The sequence below is a fragment of the Thioalkalicoccus limnaeus genome (genome assembly GCF_041197575.1).
GTDB classification, from domain to species: domain Bacteria; phylum Pseudomonadota; class Gammaproteobacteria; order Chromatiales; family Chromatiaceae; genus Thioalkalicoccus; species Thioalkalicoccus limnaeus.
The window spans coordinates 45834-60910 of record NZ_JBDKXB010000008.1 but is presented as its reverse complement, the minus strand read 5'-3'; the positions used below and the strand labels follow the sequence as shown (position 1 = coordinate 60910).

The 15077-nt window shown below is 66.3% G+C and carries 13 protein-coding genes; 2 read left to right on the top strand and 11 right to left on the bottom strand.

Annotated elements, in window-relative coordinates; genetic code table 11:
- Window positions 1-44 precede the first annotated feature (44 nt).
- The 5 genes from rbp to ABC977_RS08455 form a co-directional block, all read right to left on the bottom strand.
- Window positions 45-335, bottom strand: coding sequence for an RNA-binding regulator (gene rbp / locus ABC977_RS08475; RefSeq protein WP_369666814.1), 291 nt, complete (start codon window positions 333-335; stop codon window positions 45-47).
- A 527-nt stretch (window positions 336-862) separates the two neighbouring features.
- Window positions 863-2146, bottom strand: a complete 1284-nt coding sequence (locus ABC977_RS08470; RefSeq protein WP_369666813.1) for a DEAD/DEAH box helicase — start codon at window positions 2144-2146, stop codon at window positions 863-865.
- A 149-nt stretch (window positions 2147-2295) separates the two neighbouring features.
- Window positions 2296-3543, bottom strand: a complete 1248-nt coding sequence (glcF, locus tag ABC977_RS08465) for a glycolate oxidase subunit GlcF (protein WP_369666812.1) — start codon at window positions 3541-3543, stop codon at window positions 2296-2298.
- A gap of 2 nt (window positions 3544-3545) precedes the next feature.
- Window positions 3546-4616 carry a glycolate oxidase subunit GlcE gene (gene glcE, locus ABC977_RS08460; protein ID WP_369666811.1) on the bottom strand — a complete coding sequence of 357 codons (1071 nt, stop codon included), beginning with the start codon at window positions 4614-4616 and terminating at the stop codon, window positions 3546-3548.
- Window positions 4613-6124: an FAD-linked oxidase C-terminal domain-containing protein gene (locus tag ABC977_RS08455; protein ID WP_369666810.1), complete on the bottom strand. Its 1512-nt coding sequence runs from the start codon at window positions 6122-6124 to the stop codon at window positions 4613-4615. The genes glcE and ABC977_RS08455 overlap by 4 nt, the downstream gene beginning before the upstream one ends.
- Before the next feature lie 294 nt (window positions 6125-6418).
- Here ABC977_RS08455 and ABC977_RS08450 point away from each other — a divergent pair, with 294 nt between their 5' ends.
- Complete coding sequence (locus ABC977_RS08450) at window positions 6419-8899, top strand: helix-turn-helix domain-containing protein (protein ID WP_369666809.1); 2481 nt, start codon at window positions 6419-6421, stop codon at window positions 8897-8899.
- Window positions 8900-9069: 170 nt separating this feature from the next.
- Here the strand turns inward: ABC977_RS08450 and ABC977_RS08445 are convergent, their stop codons facing one another.
- Window positions 9070-9927, bottom strand: a complete 858-nt coding sequence (locus ABC977_RS08445; protein ID WP_369666808.1) for a hypothetical protein — start codon at window positions 9925-9927, stop codon at window positions 9070-9072.
- A 484-nt stretch (window positions 9928-10411) separates the two neighbouring features.
- On the opposite strand from ABC977_RS08445, the gene ABC977_RS08440 reads away from it, so the two are divergent.
- On the top strand, window positions 10412-11092 hold the full coding sequence (locus ABC977_RS08440) for a metallophosphoesterase family protein (RefSeq protein WP_369666807.1): 681 nt from the start codon (window positions 10412-10414) through the stop codon (window positions 11090-11092).
- Window positions 11093-11471: 379 nt separating this feature from the next.
- On the opposite strand, the gene ABC977_RS08435 is transcribed toward ABC977_RS08440, so the two are convergent.
- Genes ABC977_RS08435 through ABC977_RS08415 form a run of 5 tightly spaced genes read right to left on the bottom strand, consistent with a single transcriptional unit; the run spans window position 11472 to window position 14998 of the window.
- Window positions 11472-11684, bottom strand: a complete 213-nt coding sequence (locus ABC977_RS08435) for a 4Fe-4S dicluster domain-containing protein (protein ID WP_369666806.1) — start codon at window positions 11682-11684, stop codon at window positions 11472-11474.
- Window positions 11684-12367, bottom strand: a complete 684-nt coding sequence (locus tag ABC977_RS08430) for a 2-oxoacid:ferredoxin oxidoreductase family protein (RefSeq protein WP_369666805.1) — start codon at window positions 12365-12367, stop codon at window positions 11684-11686. Before ABC977_RS08430 ends, ABC977_RS08435 begins: the two co-directional genes overlap by 1 nt.
- Window positions 12367-13242 carry a thiamine pyrophosphate-dependent enzyme gene (locus ABC977_RS08425; protein ID WP_369666804.1) on the bottom strand — a complete coding sequence of 292 codons (876 nt, stop codon included), beginning with the start codon at window positions 13240-13242 and terminating at the stop codon, window positions 12367-12369. The genes ABC977_RS08430 and ABC977_RS08425 overlap by 1 nt, the downstream gene beginning before the upstream one ends.
- A gap of 14 nt (window positions 13243-13256) precedes the next feature.
- Complete coding sequence (locus tag ABC977_RS08420; RefSeq protein WP_369666803.1) at window positions 13257-14429, bottom strand: transketolase C-terminal domain-containing protein; 1173 nt, start codon at window positions 14427-14429, stop codon at window positions 13257-13259.
- Window positions 14411-14998: a carbon monoxide dehydrogenase beta subunit family protein gene (locus ABC977_RS08415; protein WP_369666802.1), complete on the bottom strand. Its 588-nt coding sequence runs from the start codon at window positions 14996-14998 to the stop codon at window positions 14411-14413. The genes ABC977_RS08420 and ABC977_RS08415 overlap by 19 nt, the downstream gene beginning before the upstream one ends.
- Window positions 14999-15077: the final 79 nt, after the last annotated feature.

Genomic DNA, 15077 nt, shown 5'->3' with positions numbered 1-15077 from the left:
CCGACCACAAAGACCAGGGTCTCCAGATACCCCACCCGTTGGGGTCAGAAGCGGCGTCCACCACCACTGCCACCGCCGCGCATCGGGCGGTCGGTGCGCGGACGGGCCTGGTTGACCTTCATGTTACGACCCTTCAACGGGGCCTCGTTGAGGCCTTTGATCGCGGCATCCGCCTCCCCGTTGTTGGGCATCTCGACGAAGCCAAAGCCCTTGGACTGGCCGGTGAACTTGTCTGTGATCACGCTGACGCTGCTGATCTCGCCATAGGTGCCAAACGCCTCGCGCAAATCATCCTCGGTGACGCCGTAAGCCAGGTTTCCTACGTAGATATTCATCTCGTCGATTCTCTATTGCCATCTGTGCATTGTAGAGGAAGAGAACGGTCGAATAATCAATGCACGAATTAATCGAACGTCGATCGCCTTCCCGGTCACTCGGGTCAGCGCGAGTCTAGTTATCCCAACCAGCGCTATGCGTCACGAGGCCCTTGACCAGAGCCATGGCCCCACCGGATCGCGATCAGCGTTCGCGACCTCGAGAACCTGGCGCAATCACCGGCGCCCCTCGAAGAACCCGAGGTCTCCGCCAATCGCGCCCCGCTCAAGGGCAGCTCGAAAAATTCAAGCTGCCCGCGCGGGGCAAGGATGCCCCGCCATTTTCAGTCGCCTAAGCAACTGCCAATGCAGCAAAGCGGAAATCGCATTTTCGCTTCGCGTCTTGAAAAATTGCCCGGATGGCAATTTTTCAAGGTCCCCTTAAGCCAGAAACGAGGGTCATGCGACCATTATTCGGGGCCCTGATGCAGGGGAGCCCGGCTCCAGCAGCGGCTTGGCCAGCCGGCCAAGTCTGATTGTGCCCTAGCTCATCGTCGTTCGCCAGATGTCCTTGGGTTGGTGCCCTGGGCTGGTCTGGACCGGCGCCTGGCGCGTGGTGGCTGGGTGGCAGACCTGACTGTGCCCGCGTCACGCGCGGTCACTGCCGCGCCGTTCGATGGGGTGGGCGCCGCAGGGGATCGATAGTCAAAGCCGGTGATGGCAACGGTCGGGATCTCGCGCTTCAGCAGCCGCTGGATGTCGATCAGCAGCTTGTGCTCCTCGGGGCAGACCAACGACAACGCCGAGCCATCGCTGCCGGCGCGGCCGGTGCGACCGATGCGATGGACATAGTCCTCGGGCACATTCGGCAGTTCGAAGTTGACCACGTGCGGCAGGCGGTCGATGTCCAGACCGCGCGCAGCGATGTCGGTCGCAACCAGCGCGCGCACGTCGCCGCGCTTGAAGTCCGTCAGGGCCCGCGTGCGGGCGTTCTGGCTCTTGTTGCCGTGGATCGCCGCGGCGGTAATGCCGTCGCGAACGAGCTGCTCGGCGAGCCGGTTCGCGCCGTGTTTGGTCCGCGTGAAGACAAGGACCTGCTTCCAGCCCCCGTCGAGGATCAGATGCGATAGGAGGTCGCGTTTACGCGCCTTGTCGACTAGATGGACCGATTGGGCGACGCCCTCGGCGGCCGTGTTGCGACGCGCCACGGCGAGCAACGCCGGATCCTGGAGCAGACCGCTCGCGAGTTGCTCGATCTCGTTGGAGTAGGTCGCCGAGAAGAGCAGGTTCTGGCGCCTTGGCGGTAGCAGCTTCAGCACCCGGCGGATGTCGTGAATGAAGCCCATATCGAGCATCCGGTCGGCCTCGTCGAGCACCAGGATCTCGACCCCGGACAGATCGAGCGTGCGCTGGCCGGCATGGTCGAGCAGTCGGCCCGGCGTCGCCGTCAACAGCTCGACGCCACGGCGCAGGCGTTCGACCTGCGGCGGCATCGCGACGCCGCCGAAGATCACCGTCGAGCGCAGCGGCAAGTGCTCGCCGTAGGTCGCGATGCTGTCACCGACCTGGGCGGCCAATTCGCGGGTCGGTGTCAGGATCAGCGCGCGCGGACCACGACCCGGATAAATCCGGTCGGTCGTGTGCAGCCGTTGCAACATCGGCAGCGTGAAGGCCGCCGTTTTGCCGGTGCCGGTTTGGGCGCCGGCCAGCACATCGCGTCCGGCGAGAATCACCGGGATCGCTTGCCGTTGGATCGGGGTGGGCGTCGTATAGCCCTGCGTCGCGATCGCGCGCCGCAGTTCGGCCAGCAGGCCGAGCGAATCGAAAGACATGGAAGGCTCCTGGGTCGGCCTACCCAGGTGCACTGGGCCGGTCTAGGCGAGGCGACGGATGGCGTTCGGGATGAGTTCTGATGGAGGGGAATCAGCCGCGACACGGGACGCGCCGACCGGATGGCGCTTCGTTGAACACGGAGAATAACCTAGTCGCCGGGTGATGAAAAGGATTTTCCGGCCTCGTCGGGGTCAAGCAGTTCGAGCCAGTGCACGACCGGCTTGTCATGGCCGACCGCGAGGTGCAACTGGCAACCGATGTTGGCCGTCGCGATGAGGTCGGGCTCCGCCATCATCAGCGCCGCGAGTTTGTTTTCGCGGAGTCGCTCGGCGAGCCTGGGCTCGGTCAGCGAATAGCTTCCGGCCGAGCCACAGCACAGGTGCGCGTCTTGAATGGCGGCCACCCGGTAACCGAGCCCTTGTAATAGCGGCTCGACGACCTGGCGCAGGCCTTGACCGTGCTGCAGGGTGCAGGGTGGATGAAAGGCGACGCGCTGACCCTGTCCCGGTCGGCCGAGCGGTCCGAGGTCCTCGCTGCCGAGCACCTCGATCGGATCCCGCGCCAGCGCCGCGACGCGCGCCGCGCGTTGGGCATAGTCCGGGTCATCGCGCAGCCGCTCGCCGTATTCCTTGAGCTGGACGCCGCAACCACTCGCGGTGACCAGGATCGCCTCGGCACCGGCCTCGATTTCGGGCCACCAGGCATCGATGTTGCGGCGCATGGCCTCGTGCGCGGTCCCCGGGTGGTTCAGATGCTGGGCCAGTGCACCGCAGCAGCCCGCCCGTGGGACCTCGATCAGATCGATGCCGAGCCGGGCGAGGATCCGCGCCGCGGCGACGTTGGTCCGTGGCGTGGTGACCGACTGCACGCATCCGGCGAGCGCGAGCATGCGCCGGTGCCCGACAACAGGCGCCGGCCGGGCGCCCGCCGGACGGACCGGCGGCACCTTGTCTCGCCATCGCGCGGGCAGCCAGGGCCGGGCCCAGCGGGCGAGTCGCAACAGGGCGCCGAAGCGGCGGGGGTAGGGCAGGGTGTGAATCAGACTCGTGCGCAATAGGCGTTCACCGAGCGATCTCGGCACTCGCTCGTCGACCAGTTCGCGGCCGATCTCGGCGAGCCGCGCATAGCGCACGCCCGATGGGCAGGTGGTCTCGCAGCTGCGGCAGGTCAGGCAGCGATCCAGGTGGCGCTGCGTGATCCGGGTCACCGCCTGTCCCTCGACGACCTGTTTGATCAGATAGATGCGCCCCCGCGGCCCATCGAGCTCATCGCCGAGGAGTTGATAGGTCGGACAGGTCGCGGTGCAGAAGCCGCAATGGACGCAGCTGCGCAGGATCGTGTCGGCCTCGCGGCCGACGGGGGTATCGAGCAGCTCCGGGAGGATCTCGGTCTGCATCGTCAGAGATCGGGGTACAGGCGGCCCGGGTTCAGGATCCCGGCCGTGTCGAACGCCGCCTTGAGCCGGCGATGCAACGCGTGCAGCGCCGGGGGCAGCGGATGAAACACGGTCTCGTCGCCGCGAGGGCCGCGGAACAGCGTCGCATGGCCGCCGCCGGCGCTCGCTGCGGCGCGGATCTCGGCGGCCGGGGCGTCGCTGCGCAGCCAGCGCTGGGCGCCGCCCCATTCGATCAATTGCGGGCCTGGGAACCCCAGCGGCGGGGCTGCCGGGGGCACCGACAGCCGCCACAGTGGAGCGTCACCCTGAAAGAAGGGATGGCCGTGCTCGCGCAGACCGTCGCGCCACAGGTGCTCGGCGTCCCCGTCATCGAGGGCGTCGCCGCCAATCCGCTCGGCCGCGGCGGCGACACCGCGCTCGGCGCCGGACAGCCGAACGAACAGGCGCTCGCCGTCGTGGCAGGTCGCCGAGATCGGCAGCGGTTGCCCCGCCCAATGCGCCATCCGTTCGAGCGCGTTCTCGACCCCGTGCTCCTGCACCAGGGTTCGGGTGGCGATCGGACGCGGCAGGACCTTTAGACTGATCTCGAGCAACAGACCAAGCGTCCCGAAGGCGCCGACCATCAGCCGCGACAGGTCGTAGCCGGCGACATTCTTCATGACCTCGCCACCGAAGCGCAGGTCATCGCCGCGTCCGTTCAGCAGCCGCACACCGAGCACGAAGTCCCGTGCCGAGCCCGCCGCGGCCCGCGCCGGACCCGACAGCCCGCAGGCGATGGTACCGCCGAGCGTTGCGCCCGGGCCGAAATGCGGGGGTTCGAACGCGAGCATCTGGCCCCGTTCGGCCAACGCGGACTCGATCTCGGTCAGCGGCGTGCCGGCGCGTGCGGTCAGCACCAACTCCTCGGGTTGGTATCGCAACACACCGGCGTGTTCGGCGAGCGCGATCGGCTCCCCCGCCGCGGCCTGCCCGAGAAAGGTCTTGGTCCCGCCGCCTCGGATCGCGAGCGCTCGGGCGTCGCGCGCGGCGGCGCGAACCTGCGCCTGGAGATCTTGGGTTCGGTCCTGGTTCACGGTCGATCGAGGGACTGGGGCGGCGCGGCGTCGTCGGGTCGTCGCGTCGGCAGTTGGCGGTATTCGGAACAGCGCCGTGGCGTCGGGATGCCCTTGCCCGGATTCAGCAGTCCGAGCGGATCGAAGGCCTGTTTGACGGCCTGGAACTGGTCGAGCTCGGCGGCCGTGAACTGAACGCACATCTGCTGGATCTTCTCGATCCCGACGCCGTGCTCACCGGTGATGGTGCCCCCGACCGCGACGCACAGCTCGAGGATCAGGCCACCCAATTCCTCGGTCCGCGCGAGTTCGCCAGGTTGGTTCGCGTCGAATAAGATCAGCGGATGCATGTTGCCATCGCCGGCATGAAAGACGTTGGCAACGCGCAGGCCATAGATCTCGGCCAGCTCGGCGGTACGGCGCAGGACTTCCGGCAACCGGTGCCGCGGAATGGTCCCGTCCATGCAGTAGTAATCGGGCGCGAGCCGGCCAACCGCTGGAAAGGCGGCCTTGCGGCCCTGCCAGAAGCGCAGCCGTTCGGCCTCGTCGCGCGCGGTGCGGACCTCGGTCGCGCCGCCCGCGAGGAGTAGGGGGCGGATCTGCGCGACCTGCTCGGAGACCTCCTCGTTCGTACCGTCGAGCTCGCAGAGCAGGATCGCCGCGGCGTTGGTCGGATACCCCGCGTGCACGAAGTCCTCGGCGGCCTGGATCGCTAGGCGGTCCATCATCTCGAGTCCCGCCGGGATGAAACCGGCGGCGATGATGTCGCCGACGGCCCGCGCGGCCAGCTCGACATCGTCATAGGCGGCGAGCAGCGCCTGGGCACGCTCCGGCATCGGCAACAGCTTGACCGTGACCTCGACGACGATGCCGAGGAGCCCCTCGGAGCCGATGAAGAGGGCCAGCAGGTCGTAACCCGGGGCGTCGAGCGCGGCGCCGCCGAATTCGAGCAGCTCGCCGTCGATCGTCAGGACCTGGGCCGCTAGGACGTTGTGCACGGTGAGACCGTACTTCAGACAGTGTACGCCGCCGGAGTTCTCGGCGACATTGCCGCCGATCGTGCACGCGATCTGGCTCGATGGGTCCGGTGCATAATAGAGGCCGTACGGCCGCGCGGCCTCGGAGATCGCGAGGTTGCGGACCCCGGGTTGCACGCGGGCGGTGCGATTGACGGGGTCGAGCGCGAGGATCCGATTGAACCGCGCCAGGCTCAGCAAGACGCCATCGGCCGCGGGCAGCGCCCCGCCGGACAGGCCCGTCCCGGCGCCGCGCGCCACGACCGGCACGCCCCGATCGTGGCAGTGCCGCAGGATCAGTCGCACCTCGTCGATCGTCCGCGGCAGGACGACGAGCAACGGCGTCTGACGATAAGCTGACAGGCCGTCACACTCGTAGGGCCGGACGGCCTCCTCGTCGGCCAGGATCGCATCGGCGGGCAGGATTCGCCGAAGATCGCGAACGAGTGCCGCCCGCGCGGCAACGAGCCCGGGATCATCGAATGGCTGGGATCTGGTCAGGGGCGAACTCATCGAGCCAACGCGGCCTCGCATCTGTCTGTCGGTAACATTGCGCAAGGGCCCCGAGCCCTCGCCATCCAATTCAGGGACAGCGGGTGGCCCCGGCCCACCTTGGCGATGCGTAGTAGGCTCCTTGGACAACCTGGAGGGATATGGTGGCACTTCGTGCAAAGGCAATGCGCCGCGGCGCCGAACTCGGCCTTGCCTTTCCGGCTAAGGGGTCATGATATGCTGCGGGGCGACGAGGAGCTCGCTCGTGACCACTTGTCGCGGACTCACCCACAGCAACATGGAGGTTGATCTCGCATGGATAGGGTCATGCCGAATCCGCAATTGGAATTGGCGCGGGAGTTCGTCCACGCCACCGACCACAACGTCTTCCTGACCGGCAAGGCCGGTACGGGTAAGACGACCTTCCTGCATGCGCTGAAGGCCGACTGTCCGAAGCGCATGATCGTCACCGCACCGACCGGGGTGGCGGCGATCAACGCCGGCGGCGTCACGCTGCATTCGTTCTTTCAGCTCCCGTTCGGCCCCTTCGTGCCGGGCGGCGATACCGAGCGCCAGGCCGTGGCGCACCGGCTGACCCGGCAGAAGCGCGACATCATCGGCAGCCTGGATCTGCTCGTCATCGACGAGATCAGCATGGTCCGCGCCGACCTGCTCGACGCCGTGGACGTCGTGCTGCGCCGAGAGCGCCGTTCGGGCCGGCCCTTCGGCGGCGTGCAGCTCCTGATGATCGGCGACCTGCACCAGCTCCCGCCCGTCGTGCGCGACGACGACTGGGCCATCCTGAAAGACTTCTACGACTCCGGTTACTTCTTCAGCAGCCGGGCCTTGCAGGCGACGGACCTGGTGCCGATCGACCTGAAGCACATCTACCGGCAGTCCGATGCGGATTTCATCGAGCTGCTGAATCGGGTCCGGGACAACCGCCTGGACGAGGCCGCGCTGGAGCGGCTCAATGCCCGCCACCGGCCCGACTTCAGGTCGGACGGTGCCGATGGCTGGATCACGCTGACGACGCACAACCGCAACGCTGATCAGATCAACGAGGGGCGCCTGAGCGCGCTCGGCGGCAAGCCCCGGACCTTCACCGCGCGCATCGAAGGCGACTACCCGGAGCACAGCTGGCCTACGGCGCAAACCTTGACGCTGAAGCCGGGCGCCCAGGTCATGTTCGTGCGCAACGACGGCTCCGCGGATAAGCGCTGGTTCAACGGCAAGATCGGCACCGTGACGAAACTGACGCACGAGTGCATCCTGGTGCGTTGCCCCAACGAGGAGATCGACCTCGAGGTCGAGCCGGTGACCTGGGAGAACGTCCAATACCGCGTCGACGAGCAGACCAAGGAGATCACCGCCGAGGTCATCGGCACCTTCACCCAATACCCGCTGCGCCTGGCTTGGGCCATCACGATCCACAAGAGCCAGGGGCTGACCTTCGAGCGCGCCGTCATCGACGCCGGCGCGGCCTTCTCCCACGGGCAGGTCTACGTGGCCCTGAGCCGTTGCAAGACCTTCGAGGGCCTGGTGCTCTCGAACCCGATCCCGCGCCGCGCAGTCATGACCGACCAGGCCGTCGCCCACTATGTCGACGAAGCCACGCGGCATCCGCCGGACCGCGCCCAGCTCGAGCGCGCGCGCATTGCCTACCAGCAGCGGCTGCTCGAGGCCTGCTGGGACTTCGGCGATCTCGGCGCCCGGCTGTGGCGGCTTCGCGGCCTGCTGCGCGAGAACGAGCGGGTCATCGACGCGCGCGGCCTCGCGGCGATCGACGCGGTCAGCCGCCAGACTCAGGACGAGGTCGTGACGGTCGGCGAGCGGTTCCGCCGCCAGCTGCGCTCGCTGTACCGCGAAGACCAAGCGCCTGAGGACGACGCCCGAGTGCAGGAGCGCATCGGCAAGGCAGCCGCCTATTTCGCGGGCAAGCTCGCCGAAGGGCTCATCCCCTGGCTCGCCACCTTCGCCGTCGAGACCGACAACAAGGCGCTCGGCAAGACGCTGCGCCAGACCGAGGACGCGCTGCGCCAGGTGCTGGCCGTCAAGACCGCCGCCATCGAGAGCTGCCGGGAGGGGTTCTCGACGACCGCGTATCTCGCGGCCGTGGCCAAGGCCCGGCTGGACGCCCCGCCACGCCCGACGCGGTCGGCTTCCAGGCCTGGCACCGCGCCCGACGCGGCCGGCGACGACACCGAGCACCCGACACTGCTGGCGGCCCTGCGGCGCTGGCGTGCCGAAAAGGCCGAAGCCGAAGAACAGGCCGGCGAGACTCGCTACCGCATCCTGACCCGCGCCGTCCTGCGCCAGATCGCCAACACCCTGCCGAACAGCCAGGAGGCCCTGCGCGCCGTCGACGGCCTCGGCAAGCGCACCGCCGAGCGCTATGGCGAGGAGATCCTCGCCCTCGTCGCCGAACACTGCCGGCAGAAGGGCCTCGATCCAGCCGCAGTCCCGCGCCCGTCGAAGCCCAAGGCACCTGCGCACGAGACCGACACCAAACGGATCAGCTATCAGCTGTACCGAGACGGCCTGAGCATCCCGGACATCGCCCGGCGCCGGTCGCTCCAGCCCAGCACGATCGAGGGCCATCTGGCCTATTACATCGCCACCGGCGAGATCCTCGTCGCGGATCTCATCGGCGAAAGGCGGCTAGTTCGCATCGAGGCCGTACTCAGCGAGCTTGGCGCCGAACAGCTTGGCCAGGCCAAGCAGATCTTGGGCGACGACTGCTCCTACGGCGAGCTCAAAATGGTGCAGGCGCATCTGGCGCGGAAGACGCCATGAACGACGCGGCCCGGGCGGAATAGGTTCGCCCAGGCCCAGCACCGTCGAGGCCCACCTGGCGCAGAAGACGGGATGACGTCGGCGGGCCTTGACCGCGGCAGTTCGAGCCCCCAATAGCGAGATGCCCACTGGGTTCCTAAACTTCCACGGACGGTTTCGCTCTCTGATCCTCACCCAACGATCTCGCTAGCCTGGGGTCCTCGATGTCGCCCGTCCTGCCTCTGGTCATCGCTGGCCCCATCCTCCGCCGTCTGACGCCCGATGCCCTGGTGCTGTGGCTCGCCGTCCGTGAGCCGGTGCGCGTGCGCCTCGAGCTCGAGCCTGGTGAAGGCCCCTCGCGGGTCCATGCACTGGAGCCTGGGGACCCGGGCTGCCGGCTCATGGGCGCCGGTGCCCACCTGCATTACCTCTTGATCCAGCTGCGCCTGGCCGAGCCCCTCCCGACGGACCGCTGGATCGGCTACGAGTTGCTGCTGCAACCCCTGGGCAGCCCGGAGTTGTCCTGGCAGGGCTGGCGGGATTGGGCGCCTGGGCTCTGCCATCCGGGCCGGACTTCGCCGGGGTTCGTGCTCCCGGCACGCATCGGCTCGTTGTTGCACGGCTCCTGCCGCAAGCCCCACCACGACGACGGCGACGGGCTGGTGCAGGCCGACCGGCTGCTCGCCCGCTGCCTCGCCGCCGCTCCCGTCGCAGACGCGGGCGAAGCGGGGGAGGGGGACGCGGACCCATTGCCGGCGTGGCCCTCCCTGTTGATGCTGACGGGCGATCAGGTCTATGCGGACGACGTGGCGGGCCCCCTGCTGCGGGCCATCCACCAACTCATCGAGCGCCTCGGACTGCCCCCCGAGCCCCTGGGCGAAGCGGGTGGGATCGGCCTCGCGGACTCCAGCGCGCTCTATGGTCATCCGGCAGGCTACTACCGGCGTGAGACCCTGCTGCCCCGTCATCGCCATCACTATGCTTTGATCGAGATCCTCTTCGGGGGTGTCGAAAAGCCGATCTTCACCACCGCCAGTGCCCAGAACCATCTGATCACGCTCGGGGAGATGCTGGCCATGTATCTCCTGGTGTGGTCGCCAGCCCCCTGGGCCGGGCTCGACCTCGCGCCGCCCCCGGGGCTCGATGCCGCGGCGCAGAGGCTCTACGCGCGTGAGCGTGCCCTGATCGATGCCTTCGTTGGTGAGCTACCGGCCGTGCGGCGCCTGCTCGCGCATCTGCCCGTGGCGATGATCTTCGACGATCACGACATCACGGACGACTGGAACCTGAGTCGCGAGTGGGAGGAAATCGCTTACGGCCATCCCTTCTCCCGCCGGGTGATCGGCAACGCCCTGATCGCCTATCTCGTCAACCAGGGTTGGGGCAACCGCCCCGAGTCATTCGACGACCAAACCCTGGATGGGGTCGCGGCCTGCCTCGTGGCCCCGGGTACGTCGGCCCACGAGGACTGCATCGACCGCCTGTTGCCGCTTCGGACATTGGCACTTCGAATGGCCGACCAAGCCACCGCTGGTGGTGATCGACACTCGCACCCATCGCTGGCGATCGGAGCGCGCTGCGCGCGAGCCTTCCGGTCTGCTCGACTGGGAGGCCTTGACGGATCTCCAGCAGACCTTGCGCGGGCAGGCGGCGGTCCTCCTGGTCTCGCCCGCGCCCATCTTCGGGGTCAAGCTCATCGAGAACATCCAGCGGCTTTTCACCTGGTTTGGGAAACCCCTGCTGGTGGACGCCGAGAACTGGATGGCCCATCCGGGTGCCGCGCATGCGATCCTCAACATCTTCCGCCACCCGAAGACCCCTGGGCGCTTCGTGGTGCTGTCGGGCGACGTCCACTATTCATTCGTCTACGACGTGGAGCTTCGTGGTCGTATCCGTGGCCCGGACATCTGGCAGATCTGCAGCAGCGGGGTACGCAACGCCTTCCCATCGCGCCTGCTCGAGGTGCTCGACCGGGCCAACCGCTGGCTCTATTCGCCGCGCTCGCCGCTGAACTGGCTGACCCGCCGCCGGCACATGCGGGTGATTCCCAGGAAGCCCGAGGGCACCCCGCCCGGGCGGCGCCTGCTCAACGGTAGCGGCATTGGTTTGGTAGAGCTGGACGCCGACGGTGAGCCCTGGCGTATTCGCGAACTGCTGGCCGGCGGCCAGATGGTGCCCTTCACCCGCCGAGAGTCCGAGTCGCGCTGGGATTGAGTTGCACCAGCCGAGGCCGCGAGAGTGGACTGCCGGGCGGCCGAGCCGGTGCCGGCTTGGATCTTTGCGCTCAGCCCGAGCTCGGTTTCGCGCCCGATCAGCGCCGTTCCTGGTCGGCGCCTCCTGCGCAAGTGGTAACGGTGTCCTTGTCTCACGCTCGCTCCTGCACTCCGCAAGCCTGTCCCATGGCTCCGCCGAGCGTTGGCGCCGCCCGCGAGGTCCATCACCCCCGGGCGAGGCCTTCACCGGTCTTCGTGCCCCTCTGCAGTCGCCAATCTGGAACTTCGAGGCTTACAGAAAAGGTTGGATTTCCCTTTCCTCGTGGCCAGAAGGGGCTTCTTCGTCGGCGATTTGTCGGAACGACGGGATGATCGCCGCGTTACTTCGTCTCTTCCATCGTAATCTCCGCCAGCAGGAGACACTCTTTCGGGCATTTGACGACGCACACCCCGCAGCCTTTGCACTTTTCGACGATCACCCGTACCTTCTTTTGCTCGGGTATGAACGCGATCGTGTTCGGCTCGGGGCATGTCTGGATGCAGATCTTGCAGCCGTTGCATGTCTCGAGATCTAGGCGCGCGACGGCGTACATCAGCGAACTCCTCTTGGTGCGGATTCCCGCATGCCGCGGGCGACCTCGTAAGCGGCCGTCAATACCCGGAGGTTGGCGGAGACCAGCTTCTCGACCTTGTCGTACTGCTTTCTGATCGCGTCATCCAGTACGGCCGTCGTGCCGGAGGCAACGAACTTGGCCTTTCCGCCGAAACGTTCCTTGAGGGACTCTTCCATGGCCCGCCCGCCGACCACGCCGGTCAGTCCCAGGAGGCCGCCGAGCATGGCGATGTTGGTCGACAGCTCCGTACCGCCGTGTTCCTTGGCGATGGCCGTCGCCGGCAGGAAGTGAACGAAAGCGCCGAGATCCTCCAGGGTTCGCCGGTCGTCTTCATCGAATTCCAGCGGCTGTTCCGAGTTGACCATGATCACCCCACCCGCGCGAAGGCCAGCAAAGAAAGGCATCGTGTACGACTTGCCTTTCGTGACGACATCCGAGTGATAGACCATGATGACGTGCGGATAGAGGATCTCGCCGGTATCGTAGATCTCTTCCTCGGCGATACGCACATAGCTCTCGGCGGGGGCGAGCCGCTTTTCTGCGCCGAAGAAGGGGTTGACGGTGGCGTTCTTGCCTTCCTTTACCGCGGCTCCTCCCAGAATATGGGCCGCCGTCACGACCCCTTGTCCGCCCAACCCGGACATGCGGATGTACTGTTGCATCAGACCTTTTCCTCCGCGGGCCGGCTGCTCCGGGTTTCCGCTGTTTGAAGAAACTTCTCCGCGTCAGGCGAGATGAACTCCAGGAACGCGTAGTCTGTCTTGAGCCTCTCTTCGGCCTCCTGAATGCCGTCGCACGGCTTCATCTTGAGGTTCGTTGGGCAGGGGGTATGGACCTGAACATAGGTCGGCCCGATCGCCCGGGCGACCAGCACCGCCTTGCGCAGCGAGCGTCCGACGACCTGCGGCCGGGCCACGGAAACCTTGGCGACGTAGGCACAGCCCGACACCCGCGCCAACTCGGGCAGGTCGATCTTCCGGAACTTCTTGCCCGTGGGCGCCATGTTCAGGACGGAGCCAACCTGACTCATGCCACTCTCCTGCCCGCCGGTATTGGCGTACAGCTCGTTGTCGAACATGACGGTCGTGATCTTTTCGCCGCGGAACCAGGAGTGCAACGTGATGTCCAGCCCGATATCGGCTGTCGCGCCGTCGCCGGCCATGACGATCACATCCTTGGTTCGGTCGGGAAATCGGATCTGCAGCGCGCGCTTGAGGCCGGACGCCACTGCATTCTGGTTGCCGAACAACGAGTGGATGTTGTGAAGCCCGAGCTGGGAAAAGGCGAGACTGCTGCATCCCGTGGATCCGACGAAGATCGTGTCTTCGGGCACGGGCACGGAAGCCACAACCAGGCGAAAGGCCAGGGCGAGGTTGCAACCTGCGCAGAGCGGATGTTCCTCGATGAGTTCCTTGAACGTGCCCAGGTCACGAACTCGCTTGCCGGCATCGAACGGGCCGTTCTCGGCCAGTTCCAGGTATTCCTGCGGCATCACGTCATCGAAGAACGGATTTACCTTCAATATGCTGGTCGACATGTTGACTCCGCGAATCAAACACCGATTGGTGTGCCGGCCTTGATCGTCTGCACGATGATCTCGGGAGGCATCGTCATACCACCGAACACCCGAGGCCCGGCGGCGATGCGGTCATTGTTGGGTATTACGGCCGCCACCTCGCGTGCGAGCCAACCGCTGCGATTGAACTCGGGAATCACGATCGTTTCCGCCTTCGCCAGCGCCGCACGCAGTTCGTCCGCCGGGAACGGGCGTATTACTTTGATTTTGACCAGCCCCGCGTCGAGACCTTCCTGACGGAGCATGCGGATCGCCTCGCGCCCCTGAGAAACCGCGGTGCCAGAGGCAACGATTTGAATCGGCGCCGTCGGGTTCTCATGCTCGACGAAGTTGCCGAGGTGCCTGCGCAAGTAACGCTCAGACCGGGCCGCGGCCGCCATGACCTCCTGTTGCCAGCTCGCATGCGCGGCATAGCTGATGAAGTTGCTTTTCATCACGAAGGGGTCGCGCATGTGGCGGAACGGCGGGGTCTCCATATCTATGGTCGGCACGGGCGACAAGGACGGATCATAGCCGGTCAGCCTCACATCCTCGTCCACCACGTTCACCTTCTGCCGCGTATGCGTCACGAAGAAGCCGTCGACGAAGACACCGAGAGGTACATGAACCGAGGTCTGCTCCACCACGTCGAAACTCATCAGGATCATGTCATAAAGGTCCTGGGCGTTCTCGGCGTGGAGCATCAGCATTCCCGTGTCGAGCAGGAACCCCATCTCGATCGTGTCCGGCTGGATCGTCAGCGGCGCGTTGATCCCACGCGTCATGAAAACCATGACGATCGGAAGCCGTGACCCGGCCCATGTTGGAAAATTCTCGAAGGCTCGGAGCGTTCCAGGGCCGCACGTGGCTGTGAACGTCCGCACGCCAGCCGAGGCCGCGCCCGCGATCTCGGACATCACGGCGAATTCGTTTTCCCCGCGGAAGTAATCCTTGAGATATCCCTCGGCATAGAGATCGCCCACCAAGTGCATGCTTTCGCTCTGGGGTGTGATCGGGTACGAGATCGCAATGTCGATATTCGCTCGGCGCACGGCCTCGCGGACCGCCTCGCTACCGGTGATGAACTGCGGTTGCCGCCGAGCCTGTCGGAGCATGTACTCGGCCGAGACTTCTTTGAGCTGAGAATGAATCATGACGCCCTCTGCCACTGCTGTTCTTGTGCGCGGACGGCGTCCAGGACGGCCCGGAGCTTGGTGTTGTCCGTGTTGCGCAGCGTGGCATGGGCCTCCTCATGGCCCTCCTCTGCGCACAGTGCAATCGTGTAGCAGGGCGTGCCGCCCCGGATGATCTTCAACGCCATGTTCGCTTGGTGACAGTGGACGCCGATGAATACGCCCACGTCGATCTTGTTATGCCAAATCGTCAGGTTGGGATGGTTCGGATTGATCTCCCGTTCCGGGTCGATCATCGGGTACTTGGGACGATAGTCCGGCATCGGGATGACCCGAGCCCGAACGATCTCCGCGATAGCCCGTGTCAATCGCCCCCGCTCCAGCGCGTAGTCCGTCGTGCGCCAAAGCAGCTGCGGACCCGGAAAGAACGTCGGGTTCTTGGCCGCCAGTAGCTTGCCGGCAATGTGCGCGATGACCTCGCTCTCGGGCGCTGACCTTCCTTCGATAAGGCCCGAACCGGGCTCCGGCGGAAGGACCCCGTGCAAGGCCGCTGCCGGCGGCAGATAGCTCTCCGGACCAGGTCGTACCGAATAGGCTCCCATCATTTCATTCCTCTGTCGTGCTCCCGCGAGTACGGATACAGAAAAAAGGCCAGCAGGATCCAGAACAGATCACGGCTGACCC